The organism is Stenotrophomonas thermophila (assembly GCF_001499715.1).
In the GTDB taxonomy this organism is placed as follows: domain Bacteria; phylum Pseudomonadota; class Gammaproteobacteria; order Xanthomonadales; family Xanthomonadaceae; genus Stenotrophomonas; species Stenotrophomonas hibiscicola.
Genome location: NZ_CVIW01000045.1, coordinates 108,682 through 124,941 on the forward strand (window position 1 = coordinate 108,682; position 16,260 = coordinate 124,941).

General features: G+C 60.6%; 16 protein-coding genes and 1 pseudogene. 5 read left to right on the top strand and 12 right to left on the bottom strand.

What is annotated here, in order from left to right:
• Positions 1 to 36 precede the first annotated feature (36 nt).
• The 6 genes from BN1263_RS20580 to BN1263_RS16200 form a co-directional block, all read right to left on the bottom strand.
• The gene (locus tag BN1263_RS20580) at positions 37 to 765 is read right to left on the bottom strand and encodes a hypothetical protein (RefSeq protein WP_144435376.1); all 729 of its coding nucleotides are present in this window, start codon (positions 763 to 765) and stop codon (positions 37 to 39) included.
• Between the two features lie 617 nt (positions 766 to 1,382).
• On the bottom strand, positions 1,383 to 2,789 hold the full coding sequence (locus BN1263_RS20230) for a UvrD-helicase domain-containing protein (protein WP_080398857.1): 1,407 nt from the start codon (positions 2,787 to 2,789) through the stop codon (positions 1,383 to 1,385).
• On the bottom strand, positions 2,786 to 4,771 hold the full coding sequence (locus tag BN1263_RS16185; RefSeq protein ID WP_080398858.1) for an ATP-dependent nuclease: 1,986 nt from the start codon (positions 4,769 to 4,771) through the stop codon (positions 2,786 to 2,788). Before BN1263_RS16185 ends, BN1263_RS20230 begins: the two co-directional genes overlap by 4 nt.
• A gap of 52 nt (positions 4,772 to 4,823) precedes the next feature.
• Entirely contained in the window at positions 4,824 to 5,474 is a 651-nt protein-coding gene (locus BN1263_RS16190) for a hypothetical protein (protein WP_144435377.1), read from the bottom strand.
• Positions 5,475 to 5,894: 420 nt separating this feature from the next.
• The gene (locus BN1263_RS16195) at positions 5,895 to 6,251 is read right to left on the bottom strand and encodes a hypothetical protein (RefSeq protein WP_058982566.1); all 357 of its coding nucleotides are present in this window, start codon (positions 6,249 to 6,251) and stop codon (positions 5,895 to 5,897) included.
• A gap of 549 nt (positions 6,252 to 6,800) precedes the next feature.
• The gene (locus tag BN1263_RS16200) at positions 6,801 to 7,718 is read right to left on the bottom strand and encodes a LysR family transcriptional regulator (protein WP_058982568.1); all 918 of its coding nucleotides are present in this window, start codon (positions 7,716 to 7,718) and stop codon (positions 6,801 to 6,803) included.
• Positions 7,719 to 7,815: 97 nt separating this feature from the next.
• On the opposite strand from BN1263_RS16200, the gene BN1263_RS16205 reads away from it, so the two are divergent.
• The 5 genes from BN1263_RS16205 to BN1263_RS16235 all read left to right on the top strand — a co-directional run bounded on the left by BN1263_RS16205 (position 7,816) and on the right by BN1263_RS16235 (position 13,075).
• On the top strand, positions 7,816 to 8,655 hold the full coding sequence (locus BN1263_RS16205; RefSeq protein WP_058982570.1) for a type 1 glutamine amidotransferase domain-containing protein: 840 nt from the start codon (positions 7,816 to 7,818) through the stop codon (positions 8,653 to 8,655).
• Positions 8,656 to 8,736: 81 nt separating this feature from the next.
• A complete protein-coding gene (locus BN1263_RS16210) occupies positions 8,737 to 9,531 on the top strand; it encodes an SDR family NAD(P)-dependent oxidoreductase (protein WP_058982572.1) in 795 nt (264 codons plus the stop codon).
• Between the two features lie 107 nt (positions 9,532 to 9,638).
• Positions 9,639 to 10,370, top strand: a complete 732-nt coding sequence (locus tag BN1263_RS16215; protein ID WP_058982574.1) for a hypothetical protein — start codon at positions 9,639 to 9,641, stop codon at positions 10,368 to 10,370.
• Between the two features lie 78 nt (positions 10,371 to 10,448).
• Positions 10,449 to 10,928: a hypothetical protein gene (locus BN1263_RS16220; RefSeq protein WP_260832980.1), complete on the top strand. Its 480-nt coding sequence runs from the start codon at positions 10,449 to 10,451 to the stop codon at positions 10,926 to 10,928.
• A gap of 1,364 nt (positions 10,929 to 12,292) precedes the next feature.
• The gene (locus BN1263_RS16235; protein ID WP_058982580.1) at positions 12,293 to 13,075 is read left to right on the top strand and encodes a 3-hydroxybutyrate dehydrogenase; all 783 of its coding nucleotides are present in this window, start codon (positions 12,293 to 12,295) and stop codon (positions 13,073 to 13,075) included.
• On the opposite strand, the gene BN1263_RS16240 is transcribed toward BN1263_RS16235, so the two are convergent.
• From BN1263_RS16240 to BN1263_RS21025, 6 genes and pseudogenes are all read right to left on the bottom strand, one after another.
• Positions 13,072 to 13,443, bottom strand: coding sequence for a DUF4180 domain-containing protein (locus BN1263_RS16240; protein ID WP_058982582.1), 372 nt, complete (start codon positions 13,441 to 13,443; stop codon positions 13,072 to 13,074). The genes BN1263_RS16235 and BN1263_RS16240 overlap by 4 nt on opposite strands.
• Positions 13,436 to 14,302, bottom strand: coding sequence for an alpha/beta fold hydrolase (locus BN1263_RS16245; protein WP_058982584.1), 867 nt, complete (start codon positions 14,300 to 14,302; stop codon positions 13,436 to 13,438). The genes BN1263_RS16240 and BN1263_RS16245 overlap by 8 nt, the downstream gene beginning before the upstream one ends.
• Positions 14,299 to 14,718, bottom strand: a complete 420-nt coding sequence (locus BN1263_RS16250; protein WP_058982586.1) for a helix-turn-helix domain-containing protein — start codon at positions 14,716 to 14,718, stop codon at positions 14,299 to 14,301. Before BN1263_RS16250 ends, BN1263_RS16245 begins: the two co-directional genes overlap by 4 nt.
• A gap of 134 nt (positions 14,719 to 14,852) precedes the next feature.
• The gene (locus tag BN1263_RS16255; RefSeq protein WP_058982588.1) at positions 14,853 to 15,311 is read right to left on the bottom strand and encodes an SRPBCC family protein; all 459 of its coding nucleotides are present in this window, start codon (positions 15,309 to 15,311) and stop codon (positions 14,853 to 14,855) included.
• Positions 15,312 to 15,313: 2 nt separating this feature from the next.
• Complete coding sequence (locus BN1263_RS16260) at positions 15,314 to 15,628, bottom strand: ArsR/SmtB family transcription factor (protein WP_005416268.1); 315 nt, start codon at positions 15,626 to 15,628, stop codon at positions 15,314 to 15,316.
• A gap of 11 nt (positions 15,629 to 15,639) precedes the next feature.
• Positions 15,640 to 16,097 (bottom strand): annotated as a pseudogene (locus BN1263_RS21025) (SRPBCC family protein).
• Positions 16,098 to 16,260: the final 163 nt, after the last annotated feature.

A 16,260-nucleotide genomic window follows, 5' to 3' on the forward strand; every position in this document is an offset into this window, starting at 1 on the left:
AGAACTCCCCTCACAAAAGCGCATCGTGCGGGGTGATCACTTAGTAACGTAGGCCAACATAGGCGCTGACGCTTGCCCGATCGCAACGATTCCTGTCACCACCGTTACTAGGTTCGCAAGAGTAGCGAGACGATCCATAAAGGACTTTCCCTCAGCAGTGGACATGCTGATCTTGCCACTCTCGCTGAGGTTGGCGTGCGCAACCGAACACAGCACTGCATCCAGAATCGGTGCGGCGCCCGTGATGAAGTATGTGTCGATCGTGTTTACTACCACCTTGAGTCGATCCAACAGAACCTTCTTCAGATCGTCAGGGAATGAGGACTGCAGTACAAAGTCAATCAGTTCGTTGGTACTACTACGAATCTCTTGCAACTGCTCAGAGGTCAGGGCCTTTCCGGGCTGCTTGGACTCAAAAAGCTCATCCATACTACTGAGGAACTGAATGGTGTGCGTATCGATAGGCGACATGTAGTCAGCCCAGCGGGTTCCAAATATGTTGCGGCTGAATGCAGAAAAGAAACATCCAACCATATGCTGGTGAGTGTTTCGAGCAAACTGCCGAGGATGATTGGACTCCAGCTGAGCTACAACTTGACCAGGAAGCGCCATCACACGCCCCACCCTGTCCAAGAGCGTAGGTGTGTGATCGCGTTGGACGCCGAGAATTACACACCATGCGTCATGCGCAACGATTGTAGGGTCTATGTCTCTTCCAGCTTCAACGATTGACAGTAGGCGACCTGCGGGGTTGTCTCCGTACATCCACTTCTCCTGCTAAAGGCGGCTATGCACTGGCTTCACTGCCGTGACGATTGAGATATCGCCGGCTAGGCGGAGCTTAACTCGGTCAATCTCAAGAATATCTGATTGCAACGAAGCTTAGCCTGACATGTTAACCACCCTCCACCCATTAGATTGCAGTGCAGCCAACTGTGGAGCAGTCACGCGATCTTTGTGAGTTGCGATAGCTAACAGCTCAGTGGGACGGGACATGCCAACGTAGAGACCTCGATATGCCCCCTTGATCGATTTAGGACCGCTGGGCATCGGGGATCCATTGGCAATGCTCTCCATGGCCGCCCCAATGTCATGCCGTTTCAGGTGATGAACTATTCCATCAAGAACTAAAGTGGCTAGGTGCGTCTCCCCCTTTACGGATGCAGTGGTTCCAACCTCAACTGACACCGTTTTTCCGCTATGAGAGACAACGACTGAGTTGTTCAATAGGCAGGAATCGGAGCTGGCATCATCATCCGTCTCCAGCGCCGCTGCGAATTCACTCTCATCGATCTCATCTTTCAGAAGAGGTTTCAGTACATCAAATATCAGAGAGATCGTCTGTGGCCAGGTGCTCGTCCCAATCAAATCTCCAGTTACCGCTAGCCTGTATCGAAGGCTACGGATCGGCGCAACGTCAATACCCTTTCCCTCAAGCGCTCGTAGAAGCCCGCTCGCGTCTCGCACGTCACGAACGATTTTGCTCCCTCCTGCTCGCAAACAGAGCAGGAGGGCGCGGGAGATGTCGCGAGTGCGCTTGGACAGGTCGACGGGAGCGCCCCCCATCCCGGAGGGGCTGCCAGAAGTGATCTGACAGACTCCTTTCCGCTTGCGCCAGATGCAGTCATCGAGAACAGAGGGTAGTAGTCAACGACATGGCGGCCGAGTCCCAATTTTGATGAGCCGGTCTTTCTTGAGCAGATCGCCTTGATGGGCAGCCCAGCACGATCCTGGTCACTCAAAGTATCGATGACTATTTGACCGAATCGACCGATAACGTCACCAACGTTTCCGTCGTCATACAGAATCACTACCGGCGCGTGCTCGCCCTGTCGCTCGGATACAACTTGCGCAGGATAGTCTTGAACAGAGGAAACGATTGCCGCAATGTCCTTTGGAAAACGTTTAGTAGAACTTACGGTGAGAGCCCCTTCTTTCGGAAAGGTGAGTTGCCCTTCATCCTTTCCATTGTTGAGTATCCTCTGGTTGCGGTCGCCGAATCTCTGCATAGTCACTGAGTCTCCGAAGATTGAGTTCAGAAGATGTTCTTGCTCAGAGTCGGTATCCTGCATTTCATCAATGAGAACCAGTGGATATCTCCATGACGCCGCGCGGGTTACAGAGGGTTGCCTCTTCAGTAGGTGACTCGCGAAAGCAAGCATATCCGCGTGGCGGAAAATTCCTTCGGAAGTCAGTTGATGTTTGATCTCTTCGGCTTGCTTCCATGTAGGTGAGCTCTCGCCAGGAAGACTTCCGATCTCCGTGCCGAGCTTGAGGTCTTCGCCGACGTGGATGAGCGTCCCGACGACATCGTCGCCATTAGGCTGCCTTTTCGCCCAACCCCTGAGAGTCCACTTCCTTTGCATTAAGTAGAGAGCATTTCTTTCAAACACGTCATTGTCGATGGAGTCGATCTCAATACCCTCAGACCGAAGCAGGGGCAGAGCAAGATGCGTGTTGATAAATGAGTGAATAGTTCCTATGAAGTGTGGATACGACAGTAGTGATGCGCCATGAGCATTCGATGCCAGGCGCTTCGAAATCTCCGTGGCTGCTACGTTTGTGTGGCTTATTACACAGATACCTCTGTTAGCGTGCTTCCACTTAGACGACAGCAGTATCAGTTTGGCAGCAAGGAGCGTAGTTTTCCCGCTTCCCGGAGCGGCCTGTACGTCACAGGAAGTCATCGCTTGAAGAACTGTGGCTCGTTCAGGGTCAGTGAAGTCCAAGCCAGGCATCAGATCAGCTAGTAGCGCCAAGTCTTCATCAGTGATTGTAGGCAGGGTCATGCGATCTCCTCTTGCGCGGGCTCAGCGTCATCATTCCCCGCTGAGGCGCATGCCCTTGGTGCACCAGTGGTAACGTGAAGCAGAGCTTCGCGAAGATAGCGGGGCAGCATGTCCAAGAGATCCTGTCCACCGCCATAGTTTCCACTGGCGAGAAGTCGAGCCGCGAACTGCGCGGCGACTGCCTTGGAGGCATCGCCTTCGTAGAGTGGCTTATAGATCTCACATGCCATAGCAACTTTGTCGCCGGCATGTTTGCCTTGGAGGATCGCCCATGTTGCAGCCGCCTCGACCTCCAGATCGGGAATTTTGGATTCGTCGAACTTAAGCCCCTGAGACTTCTTAGCGCAAGCTAGGCTTACTGCGGTGAAGATAAGTTGGGAGCAGCCGCTCAGTGCGAGATCATACTCAAGCGTCCATTGATCTGAGACAAAGACACGGACAGACTTTTCATCCTCCACCTCGACCCTGTCCTTCTTCCTCTGTACCACTGCAGCAACCTCCGCTGTGGTGTAGTCCTTTTCAAATCGCTTCTGGCCCTTCTTCTTTGGCGGATCGACGTAAGTCGCCTGCGTTGGAACGATATCTCTGTCAGTAACGCAACCTACTGGGATGCCAACCGAATCGGACCCGCCCGCGCGTTGGAAGATTCGTGCGTAGTGGTACAGCCCGACATCACCGACGTTGACGATCGACACGCCGTGGGCTGAAAGAGACAGCCCGGCTGCCTCAGCGAGCGCCGGAAGTAGCAAGGCTTCACCTGGTCCTTCTACTACCAAGATGCCTCGCGCGAAGAACAGGTTCGCCTTTGTTGCATCAAGAAAGCGCTCCAGGTACTCGAAATCAAGCTTATCCAGACGGGTGTCCGCCTGCCGGAGCGGGTATGTCCTAGATTTCCTGACCAGGATAAGTGACTGCAAAGGAGCGGTGGTCGCAAGGGAAGGGCTATGAGTTGAAAGGATCACCTGCACTGGGGATTGATCGTCCGCGCTCTTGCTCTCCATCAGTCGGAGCACTCGGTCCTGAAGCTGAGGATGCAAGTGCGCCTCGGGTTCTTCAATGAGTAGCAGCGGAAGTCCCTCTTCGTCACCACTCAACAGAACCAATTCAGTTGCCATGAACAGTGCGTTGTTGTATCCAAGCCCGCGAGCGCATTTCGCATCCTGATCAACGGCTTCCGGTGGAGTTAGCGACAGCTCGAATCTTTCAAGAATCTGAGTAAGACTACTGGACCCAGCGATGCGGATCCGGGAGGAGAGTGCCTCCCCTTCGAACGACATTCGGGAAAGGTAGTTGTTATTGATTTCATCTTGGACTGTGCCGATGGTCTCATGGCGCTGAATGTCATACTGCGCGCGACTCATCATCCCCACAAGCGTCGCCGGGGGAGTGCCGCCTTCAGGATCGAAGTCATTTTTGTCTTGAGAGACCATTGACTTGTGAGCGCCGAGTATCTGCGAAAGTCGCGACAGCCTGCCGGGCCGAAGCTCAGCCTCTGCATCTCGCAGAGGGCGTAGATAAGTCGCCCTGACCAGTTCTCGCACAGCAGCACCGACCTCGGGGCCTGAGCCATCCGCCCCACATCGGGTAACCGAGAACACTCTTGACCGCCTGCCTGGAGTGGCCGGTAGGCGTGTCGCTTGCAGATGAAGGATCAGCGATCTAGTGCCGTCCTTCTCGTAGGTAAGCCATTCCAGAACAGCTGCCTCTTGGGAGACGGACAGTTCCTTCAAGCATGCCTGGATTGTCAGTGTCTCAGCCTGCGCTGCACCATGCACATGAAAGTCCGACTCTTGGATTCGAACGCTCTCATAGCTCGTGGTCCAAAGGAGGAGCCGGATGGCATCGATGATAGTCGTCTTGCCGGCGTCGTTCTCCCCGATAAGGACGTTCAAGCCGTTGTTGAGCGTGAGGTCCAACTTCGGTGATGACTTTGTGTCTCCAAAGCCTCTGAAACCGCTCGCTTTGATGCTATGCAGGTACATGATCCATTTCCCTATTGGCTCTAAGTTCCGTAACTGCAATACCGACTAATCCTTACGGTAGGTGAGGTGGCGGAGCGTGCCCAAGTCGCTCTGCAATTTTCCGCTGCTGAGACGTCAGCGCCGGCCAGATGAGGTGCACTCGACTGGCGGGCATGGCTTTGAGGTCGTCCCTATGTTTATCATTTGATAGGGATACCTTGAAGAAGCTGGGGTTGTGATCGATCTGGTGCTTCTTGAGGCGCCAAAGCACAACGAACGCGTACTTCGGCGTCAGCTTTCCGTTCTTTCTGTAGTAGGCGAGCGCATTAGGCAGGATGTCTCCCTTTCCGGTTCCCTCCCTTGCCTCGGCGTCACTAACTCTCTGCAGCCGTTCGATGCAGCTGTCTTGGCGCATCCTTTCCGTAAGCCTAGAGAGCTTAGCGCGCGCGTCGACCTCGCTTAGCTTCCGGCCATCTTCATAGACGGCGACCTTGAATCTAAGTATGCAGGTCGAGCCGACGAGCATCGTGTTCTGGGTCAGCTGATTCGCAATCTCGAACTGGTACCGAAGCTGCTCTTGCTCACACAACTCGCAGCAAACTGTCGGCTGCTCGTGATCGATCGTTGTCTCGGTGAACCTCCACTCAGAGAAAGCTTCTGGAAGAGTATTCGCTACAGAAAGCGGGACGATGTTGTCCCTCACGCGTTCAATGAACTGCTGCACTTGATGCTCCCTCATCTGCGCAATCTGGCTTCGTATCGCCGAACTAAGTCTAAAGCGCTATGCTTTTCCATGCCCCTTGCGTCGTGTGGAAAGAAGCGCTCAGATCAAGCGTCTTCAACACTCAGCTTGCAGGAGCTATATCTTGGGCCGACCTTAGAAGGTCGAGTGTGGTAGTGCGCAATTGCTTTTCGCCCATGCAAGGGCTCATAGTTCGCCATCGATACCGTGACCCAGTTCACATGCCTGTTCAATACTAAGCTCAGCCAGAATGTCGAACAAGCCCTTGGCAATCCAAGGGTGGACCGCCGAGGGAACTGTAGACACGTACTGTCCATCTAGTTATCCGCTTATGGTCGGAAGTGGGGTTAGCTAATACCCGACTCGATCAAATCTGCTGAACGTGTTCTCGCTCAGCCTCACTCACTCCGGCCTAACCTCCCGACAAGCCCACTCAATCAGTCCCCGGCAAGCCAGAAATAGCCCATCAACTACCCCCTCATCCAAATGCCGCTCCGGCTCCGCTGCTACCCGGCAGCGGTCTGCCGCGTGCAGCAGCTCCAGCACCGTCAGCGCCCCCACCATCGCGCGCTCGCTCCTGGCAAGGCTCACACGGCGGCCGGGTGATACATCGGTTTCCGGCCAAGGGTGCCCATCAGCCCCCTCGCAGCCCCTCATGCGCTTGAGGATGCCGAGCAGGGAGTTTAGGTCGGGCAGGGGAGGGTCGTCGTTGATGGGCTCAACAACGCTGTACGAAGAGAGGGTGTCGGATTCGTTCATGGCGTCGGCTTCCGTGGCTGTGCTTAACAGCGCCACCGCGAAGAGGTGGCGGACGATGCGCGGCTGCAAACCGGAAGAAGCGATGTCATAAACCGGTGGGCCCGAAAGCCCCCACGCACCGCCCGCCAGAAAGGCCGACGGATTGCCCGCCGGCACCGGTTAAGGACGGTGCCGACGGGCAAGCGCAAACTACAGACATCGCTTTCTTCGGGTTTGCAGACCCGAGCCACCCGTTGTCGGTGGCGCGCCATGGTGTTTACGCTGCCGCTCCAAATGCCAATAGAAATTCGCGAAGGAATCGCTGAATCCGAGAGCGAAGAACTATTGTTGCACGCACAATTCGTGCAGCAGGCGACGCCTGCAGACGCATTCGCGCAGATACTCTGTTAGTTACGAACCAAAGTGGCGCAATCGCCCGTGCCACAAACGAATAGCGCGACAGCCTTCTTTGCAACGGTTCTTAGTCCGCCTCGCCAAACAACGGCACGCGATCAGCCGCACAGCCCGAAAGGCGGTTCAAAACCGACAACGCCAGCGAACCTTGCACCCTCAACCAACGCCAGCCTCAGCCGCGTTCGCCACCAACAACTCAATCATCGCCCGCGCCGCAGCCGATTGCCGCCGGTGCGGCGCATAGATCACCGAGAAAGGCCGCGAACGCCCGCGCAACTGCGGCAGCACCTCCACCAGCTCCCCACGCATCAACCGCTCCCGCACGATGAACTCATAGCTCTGGCAGATGCCGATGCCCTGTTCGGCCAGCGACACCACGCCCAGCACATCGTCGGAGGTCTCGATGGACGAGCGTGGCAGCCAGTCCACGTCGCGCCCGTCGTCGCGGAAGATCCACGGCGCCAGCCGCCCGGTACGCGGCATCACGAACGGCAGGCACAGGTGCTGCTGCAGATCGTCCAGCGTCTGCGGCGTGCCGCGGCGTTGCAGGTAGTCCGGCGCGGCCACCAGCAGCAGTGGGGCGTCTTCCAGCTTGCGTCCCACCAGCCCACTGTCCGGCAGTTGGCCCAGGCGGATGGCCAGGTCGAAGCCTTCGGCCACCAGGTCCACGTTGCGGTTGGTGATGTTCAGTTCCACCTGCACCTGCGGGTACTGCTGCGCAAACCGCGCCAGCACGGGCGGCAGCCGGTAGTGGCCATAGGTGGTGGGCACGCTCAGGCGCACGCGGCCGGCCAGCGCACCGTCCTGGGCCAGTACGTCGCGCTCGGCGTCGTCCAGCAGGCCGAAGGCGGTGCGCACCTGTTCCAGATAGAGCCGCCCGGCGTCGGTCAGGCCCACGCGGCGGGTGGTCCGCTGCAGCAGCTGCCGGCCCAGCCGCGCTTCCAGGCGGCTGACCGCCCGGCTCAGCACCGAGGGCGTGGTTGACAGCGCCACCGCGCCGGCCGTGAACGAGCCGTGCTCGACCACTGCCAGGAACACCTCCACATCGCCGAGGTAGTCGAACTTGCGGCTCATTTGGCTCTCCGGCGAACAGATGTTTTGCGATGGGGCCAATTTATCGCCGCTGCGGCGATGAATAAAGTGGCCGCCATTCCCCGATAGGAGCTACCCCATGAACCTGATGACCCGGCTGGCCGCCGCGCTGGCCCTGACCCTGGCTGCCAGCGGCGCGCATGCCGCCAACGTGCTGGTGGTGTTGTCCGACGAAAACCACCTGGACCTGAAGGACGGCAAGGTGCTGTCCACCGGCTTCTATCTCAACGAGCTGATGCAGCCGGTCAAGCTGCTGCTGGACGCGGGCCACGAGGTGACCTTCGCCACGCCGCAGGGGCGGGCGCCGACGGTGGATGCGTCCTCGGTGACGCCGGCGTACTTCGGCAAGGACGCCGCGCAGCTGAAACTGCACAAGGAACTGCTGGAGAAACTGGCGCTGACCTCGCCGATGGCCTCGCCGGTGGTCAGCCTGGCGCGCGTCGAGCAGCAGGGCTACGCGCGTTTCGATGCGGTGTACATTCCCGGTGGCCACGCGCCGATGCAGGACCTGCTGAAGAGCCCGGCACTGGGTCGGCTGCTGGCCGACTTCCACCAGCGCAACAAGACCACCGCGCTGGTCTGCCACGGGCCGATCGCGCTGCTGTCCACGCTGCCGGATGCGGCGGGTTTCGTGGCAAAGCTGGACGCGGGCGCGATGCCGGCCACGCCGAAGTGGATCTACAGCGGCTACCAGATGACGGTGATCAGCAACCAGGAAGAAGAGCAGGCCAAGCCGCTGCTGGGCGGCGGTGAGATGAAGTTCTACCCGCAGACGGCGCTGCAGCGTGCGGGTGCGAAGTTCAGCAGCAACGCTACGCCGTGGACCGGGCATGTGGTGGTGGACCGCGAGCTGATTACCGGGCAGAACCCGGCTTCGGCGCTGGAGGTGGGGCAGCGGTTGGTGGAGCGGTTGAAGTAAGCCAGACAGCACATCTGTTTTTTCGGTGAGTCCTGCGCTCGGCGCGCGGGAAGCCCACTTCCTACTCGAAGGATAAACCTCGTGGATCTTCAACTGGCGGGCAAGACCGCACTCGTCACCGGCGCGACCGCCGGTATTGGCCTGGCTATCGCGCGCACGTTGGCACGCGAAGGCGTAAGCGTGACCCTCACCGGGCGTGACCCGGGAAAGCTGCAGGCAGCCATGGCCGAGATCAGCGCTGGGGCGCCGGGCGCGCAACTGGCTACGGTGGTGGCTGATCTGGCCAGCGCCGACGGCGCGGCGGCCGTGATCGCGGCACAGCCCGATACCGATATCCTGATCAATAACCTGGGCTACTACGAAGCGAAGGCCTTTGCCGACATCAGCGACGATGACTGGATGCGCATGCTGGAGGTCAACGTACTGTCCGGCGTGCGCCTGTCGCGGCACTACTTCCCGCGCATGCTGGAACGTAATTGGGGCAGGGTGATCTTCATGTCCAGCGAGGTAGGTGCGTTCACGCCGCCGGACATGGTGCATTACGGGGTGAGCAAGTCGGCGCAGCTGGCGGTGTCGCGTGGCCTGGCTGAGCTGACCCGGGGCACCGGGGTGACGGTCAACAGCGTGCTGCCGTCGGCCACACGCTCGGACGGCATTGTGGAATACCTGCGCCAGACCGCGCCGCGACCGGGCATGACCGATGCAGAGATTGAAGCGCACTTCTTCCAGACCTACCGGCCCAGTTCGCTGATCGCGCGGATGATCGAGGCCGACGAGATCGCGGCGATGGTGGCGCTGCTGGCAAGCCCGTTGGGCGCGGCCTCCAATGGCGCGGCGGTGCGCGTAGAGGGCGGCACCTACCGGTCCATTCTGTGATGCGGCGGTTGGGCCGGTTTGGCGCGTGATGTGGCGCGTGGCACCATGGCGGACCGGCGCCGCTCTTCGGGCGGGGCCGTTTTTCCCAGGGAAGCCTTCAACACGACATGCGAACGTCCTTCTTCATTCTCTCCGCCCTGTGCCTTGGCCTGCTGGGTGGTTGCGCCAGCGGGCCGGAGGAACACGTCTGGAACCGTGAGGTCACCAGCGCCTTTGTGGCCGAAGACGGACAGCTGTACCTGCTGCCGCGCTATGACGCGCCGATGCGCTTCAATGCCGCGCCGTTCCGCGAATATCGGGCGCTGATGGACAGCCCGCTGCGCGAGGCGGTGGCCTGCGCGCAGATGTACTTCCATGAGGATTGGCGCGACCCGGTCAACAAGGCCAAGGTGCACGGCAGCTATGCGCTGCTGCTGCGGCCGGAGCAGGTGACGCCGGAGCAGGCCGCGCAGTTCAAGCTGGAGCGGATTGAGGTCCCCCCGCGCGAGGCCAAGGCCGTGGAGGAGCGGGCGCGCTACTACCTGCCGATGGACCGGACCCGCTACGCGCTGGCGTTTGATCGCGCCTGCAATCTTTCACGGAAGGGCGGCAGCTATTACAGCGCGCTGTTCGAGGGCGACGGCGAGCAGGTGCAGTTGCCGGAGGCTGCGGCACTGGCGGAGAAGGGTAAGCTGGCACAGCCGATCAATGCGCGGGCGCAGCGGATCCTGCCGGAGAGGGAGGACAAGCCGGGTGTGGGTTCGGCGGCGGGCAAGGTCCTGGGCGCCGCGTTGGTACCGGTGGCGGTTCCGGTGTTTGTGTTGAGCCTGCCGTTCCTGGGGCCGGATCATTGGAAGTAATGGGGCGCTGAGGGAGAGCATCCACGCATGGCGTGGATCTACTTGGGCATCGCCTGAACGTTCATCCTGGAGATCTGTGTGCCCAGCACGCTGGAAACTGTTTTGAAGACCGTAGGTTTCATTATCCTCGCGGCCCTTCCGTTGGTGATCCTCTGGTTCACCCTTCGGCGAATGTCAGCAACTGCTCGCTCGTCCGTAGAGACGGGGCTGCATTTGCATGCCCCTCGCCGGATCTCCGGAACATCCATGACCTTGGTGATGGTGGATGGCAAAGAGGATCGCGAGCACTATTTCTTTGATGCGGAGTCCTTTTACCTGCGGCGTGGGCCGGTGCCCACGGCGGTTCCGCTTTCGCAGATCACCTCAGTCACACGAACGTCCGACGTCATCTATTCGCGCTATGTCTGGCAGGTGTGCTTCAGCAGAGCATCGGGTAGAAAGTGCGTGACGTTCACCAACAACCTGTCGCTGTTCAACCGCGACTTCCTGCTCTTTCTGGAGGCGGTGCGGAAGGCCAATCCGCTGGCGACCGTTGATCGAGCGAGCGTTCTCTTCTAGAGCGTGTTTGAAGTTCGGTATGAACAGTGTCACTGCAATGGCATGACTGCGCGCAGCTCCTGTTCGGCCAATGCGATCGATGAGAAATGGGCGTTTGTTGCGCGGTATCTGATGCCGAAGCACTCTCATGCGTGGCAGTGCAAGTATGATCTGCGATGAACACGCAAAGCCCGTAACATGGAACGAGGTCCGCTCGGTTCTGCGCGCGATGCGAAACGTCGGCCTTGTCACCTGTGACGAAGATGCATTTGAGACGATTGTCGAGGCGACTTACGTTTATGGCATGCGGTCAATCTCTGCGGAGTAGTTCCTGATGATGTGCCGATCGACGCTGGATGTATCCCTGATTCACGCCTACGCGCTTCCTCTCGGCATATGCGTGGCAGCAGCCGTGGTTCTGATCGCAATATGGCTTGCATCCCGCTCTGGCGGGGTGCCAGCCAGGAATATTGCGCTCGGCTCGGCGCTGGCCGTTGTTGTCGTAGTTGCCTTTGGCCTCGTATATCAAGCGCGGACAGCGTACATCGCCGTTACAGATGGCCAGCTGATTGGGTCAGCAGCGTTTGTCCGACTGCAGCTCCCGCTTTCCAGTGTCTCGTGGCAGGACGCTTCCGATGCTTCAAGGATCACGCTGCCTCACCGGCAACTTGGGACCAGCACAGGGGGCGTTGAACTTGGCAAGTTCCGCATGCAGAACGGTCGCAACGTCTTCGTGCTGCGCACGGACCGTAGCTCTGTTCTCGTCACAGCCAGAGGGGATACTGACTTGATTCTGGACCGACGCCTTCACGAACAGCTCAAAGCATGCTTGGATCAGGTACGTGAGATCGGCGGCCATCGAGGAAGATTGCAATGATCAGCAGGAAGTACTGGTTTACCAGGAAAAAGTACGGATGGGGTTGGGGGATACCGTGCGCATGGCAGGGCTGGCTTGTGTACGCAGTCGCATTCGGCCTGCTGCTGGCGGGTCCGTTTCTGTTCTCTCCATTTCGCGAGCCCATCGCATTTCAGCTCTACACGTGGACCGTAGTGTTGGTCCTTGTCCTTATCTGCTGGATTAAAGGCGCCCCGCCCGGTTGGCGGTGGGGGGAGTAGAACGGCCGCAGAAGCTATTTTCGGACCTGTTCGATTTCGATCCGCCGGGCAAAGCATGGATGCATTGCCCTTGTGGGAGTCGGACAGCATCGCCAGCAGGCCACGGCTGCGCCCCCTCTGAGGCGTACCGCCCGTTTTGAATGAATGCTGGACACTTCCCTCGGCGGCTACCCAACGCGTTTTAACCGTTGATTGACCAAGGTAGCGCCGCTTAAAGGGGCGCGCCGGTGAAGCTACACTGGCCACCTACGCCCAATGGAAGCTTGCCCATGTTCAGTGGAAAGGTTGCGGTGGTCACCGGTTCCACCAGCGGTATCGGTCTTGGCATCGCCACCGCGCTGGCGCGGCAAGGTGCCGACATCGTGCTGAATGGCTTCGGCGACGCGGCGGAAATCGAGCGCATCCGTACCCAACTCGAAACTGAGTTCGGTGTACGGGTGGCGCATGATGGCGCGGACCTTTCCCGTGGCGAGGCAGTGCGCGGACTGATCGACCACGCCGTGGCGACGATGGGGCGCATCGACATTCTGGTGAACAATGCGGGCATCCAGCACACCGCGTCGATCGAGGAATTCCCGGTCGAGAAGTGGGACGCGATCCTGGCGCTGAACCTGTCGGCGGTGTTCCATGCAACGGCGGCGGCGTTGCCGCACATGAAGCAGCAGGGCGCCGGCCGCATCATCAACATCGCATCGGTGCACGGACTGGTCGGCTCAGTGAACAAGTCGGCCTATGTGGTGGCCAAGCATGGCGTGGTCGGCTTCACCAAGGTGACCGCGCTTGAGAATGCGGGCACCGGCATCACCGCAAACGCGATCTGCCCAGGCTGGGTGCGAACGGCGCTGGTCGCGCAGCAGATCACCGCGTTGGCCGAGCGCGAGGGCACGGATCAGGAGTCCGCCGCGCGTGCGCTGCTGGCCGAGAAGCAGCCGTCGTTGCAGTTCGTGACGCCCGAGCAGCTGGGCGAGATGGTGGTGTTCCTGGCCTCGGACGCGGCAGCGCAGATTACCGGCACGGCGCTGCCGGTGGATGGGGGCTGGACGGCGCGCTAGCTGGCCGACACGGGAAGACGTGCCAGCAGGGCATCCCAGTCGGACACGAAGCAGCCGTTGTGGCCGCGGTTGCATTCGGTGATCCACGCGTCCAGTGATTCGCTTTGTGCGCGGTAAGCGCTGACATCGCCCAGCACGGCGAAACGCAGGCGGTAGTTCACCAGCATCTGCAGCCATTGCCCGGCCATGCCGGAGCGCAGCTCGAAGAAGTCTGCCGAAAGGCGCTGCACCGGCACGGCAATCCACTCGGCCTGATGCCCGAGGGCATCGCCGACCACATCGCGCAGGCCGTTGGCATCGAGTGCGGGGCCCTGCGGCGCGATGCGCAGGAGGCCGGTGGTGCCGATGTGTTCAATGGAATCATTCATGCTGGAGGTTCTGCAGTTGACGCAGCCGGGCGAGGATGTCTTCGCGCAGGCCGGGGATGTAGTGATAGGCGTCTGCGAGCAGGGTGACGTCCGCCGTCGGGACGAGCCGCTTCATACGTTCGGCGGCGGCAGGGGTGTCGATGAGGGCATCACGCGCGCCCATGACAAGGGCTGCCGGCGGATGCAACGTAGCCAGGCGCTCGTCGCTGATGCGGGGAATGCGCAGCGGACGTGGCCGAACCTCGGCACGGATCAATGCCAGCAGGTCGAGCAGCGGCTGCGCACGTGCAGGTGCATGCAGTGGCGCGGGACCCATGACCGCGCGGCGCAGGCGCTCGCGTCCCCATCGGCCAAGCAGCAACAGTGGCAGCGCCTTGAGCAGGAATGCACGCTGGCGCCCGATACCCGAGGGGCTGACCAGGACCAGTGCGTTGACCCGGGCAGGCCTTCGCAGCGCGTAGTCCAGTGCCAGGAAGCCGCCGAACGACAGGCCCACGAATGCTGCGCTTTCCACGCCAAGTGCGTCGAGGACATCATCCAGCCATTGCGCATGCGCGTCGCTGTCCAGCGCAGGTTGCGTGCCTTCGCTGAGGCCCGGTTCGCCAATGATGTCGACGGCATGCACGCGGTAGTACTCGCTCCAACGTTCGGCATCGAACATCCAGCTGGCGGCATTGCTGTGGGTGCCATGCAGCAGCACCAGGGCAGGGCCGTGTTCCGGGCCGCAGCTGACCACAAATGTCGAACCGGCGCGGGTGGCGAGATGGTGCGATTCGTGTGGTACCGGCCAGTCCGAAAGCACCTGGCGATAGGCGGCAAGTACGTGCTGCGTGGGAATGCCGGGGCGCTGCCGCTTCATGCGCTGCGGTCCTGCAGCAGACGCTGCAGGCTGACCAGCAGCGCCGTGGAACCTGCCAGACCACCGATCACGATCAGCTTGAGCACATCGTGCTCAGGCGAATAGATCGTCTCCATGCGCAGCGGCTCATCGTCGGCCTCGCGGCCGGTGACGCGCGCATGCAGGGCACGGACCAGGTCGGCGGCACGTGCCGCACCGCATCCGGGAATGTCCACCACTGTGGTCAGCTGTGGGCGCGCAGCGGAGGGCTCACGCACGGTGCCGGTGAACACGTCGAGGTCTTCGGCGGTGATGCGATAGGACTTGCCGATGCGGGTCGCGCGCAGTTGGCCGCTACGGATATGCCGCAGGACGGTTTTGGGGTGCAGGCTGAGCTGCTGGGCAGCCTGATCGACGGTTAGCAACGCGGGGGACATAACGGAACTCGAGAACCATGTGCTCCCTATTGTTCCATGAAATGCAATGTGCGGGAGCGATTGGGAATTGCGCGGCGGCGGCGACAGGGGGCCATCTGCCCGGTGCCGCTCGCGCGGCCCAACCCTCCCGACGGCTACGCTGGCTTGGCAAACACATCCAGCCCCTTGCCCGTCTCCAGCAGCGACTTCAGGCTCGACAGCACGATCGGCCAGCCCTGGCGGATGCCGGTATCCATGCCGCTGCCCGGCTCCAGCTCCTCATGGGTAACCGTCAGCCGCACCATGTCCTGGTAGGGCACGATGTCGAAGGTGACCCGGCTGTAGGCGTCCGGGTTGTCGGCCTGCGAGGTGGCGGCCCAGGTGATGACCAGCCGCGAGGGCGGGGTACTTTCCACCACCTCGCCGACCAGTTCGACCGAGCGCGTTTCGTTGGCGCGCACATGCTGCCAGCGCGAGCCGGGCTTCCAGTCCGAGATGTTCTCGTGGCCCCAGTAACGGCGGGCGATCTCGGGGCGGGTGATGGCCTCGAACACCTTCTGTGGCGTGGAGGCGATGTAGATCACGTGGATGAAGCGGGTGGACTCTGCGGACATCGTCATTCTCCTTCCAGTTCGCGTTTCAGGTCATGCAGCAGGCTCAGGCGCTGCTGCTCGAACTTGCGTACCCAGCGCTCATAGACTTCATGCAGTGGCACCGGGTTGATGAAGTGCAGCTTCTCGCGGCCACGACGCACGGTGCTGATCAGGTTGGCGTCTTCCAGCAGGCCCAGGTGCTGGGTGACCGATTGCCGGGCCATGTCCAGGTGCTCGCACAGCTGACCGAGGGTCTGACCGTTGTCTTCGCAGAGCAGGTCCAGCAGCGTCCTGCGTGTGGGGTCGGCCAGGGCCTTGAACACCTTGTCTGCATTCATGCGGGGCGTCTTCAGTTCCAGTTGTCGATCCTGACGTCGCGGGGGTTGGGCTGGCCCTTGCCGGTTTCCAGCAGGGCTTTGAGGCTCATCAGGAACACCGCCCACTTGGTGCTGCAGTGGGAGGTGAACTCGACGCGTTCCTTCCAGCCTTCGTGGGTGAACAGCACGATGCAGTAGTCGCCTTCCTGCTTCAGCGCGAAGCGCACGTGGGTGCCGATCCATTCGGCAGGGCCGACCAGGAACTTCCAGAGAGCACCAGCTCACCGGGAATGAGCTGTTCCAGCTGCATTTCCATGGCGCCGATTTCCTGGCCGTTGTTGGTGAAACGGAGCTTTACCGTGCCGCCGACGTTGTAGTCGCCATGGGCGTCTTCTGCCCACCAGGCGGCGACGCCTTCGGGGGTGGCCAGTGCTTGATACATCTGGCTTGCGGGGGCCTTGATGCCGACCCGGTGTGCGATATCCACCATTGCAGGTTCCTCGCATGGGCCGGCAGGTGCCGCCCTTGAGTGGACTATATGCAGGTAACTACCTGCATGTCAAAACCGGCCATGAACGCCCGGATGTGGTAGTGCCGGCCGCTGGCCGGCATCCAGGTGGAGTTGGGTGCGTGCAGTTGCCGGCCAGCGGCCG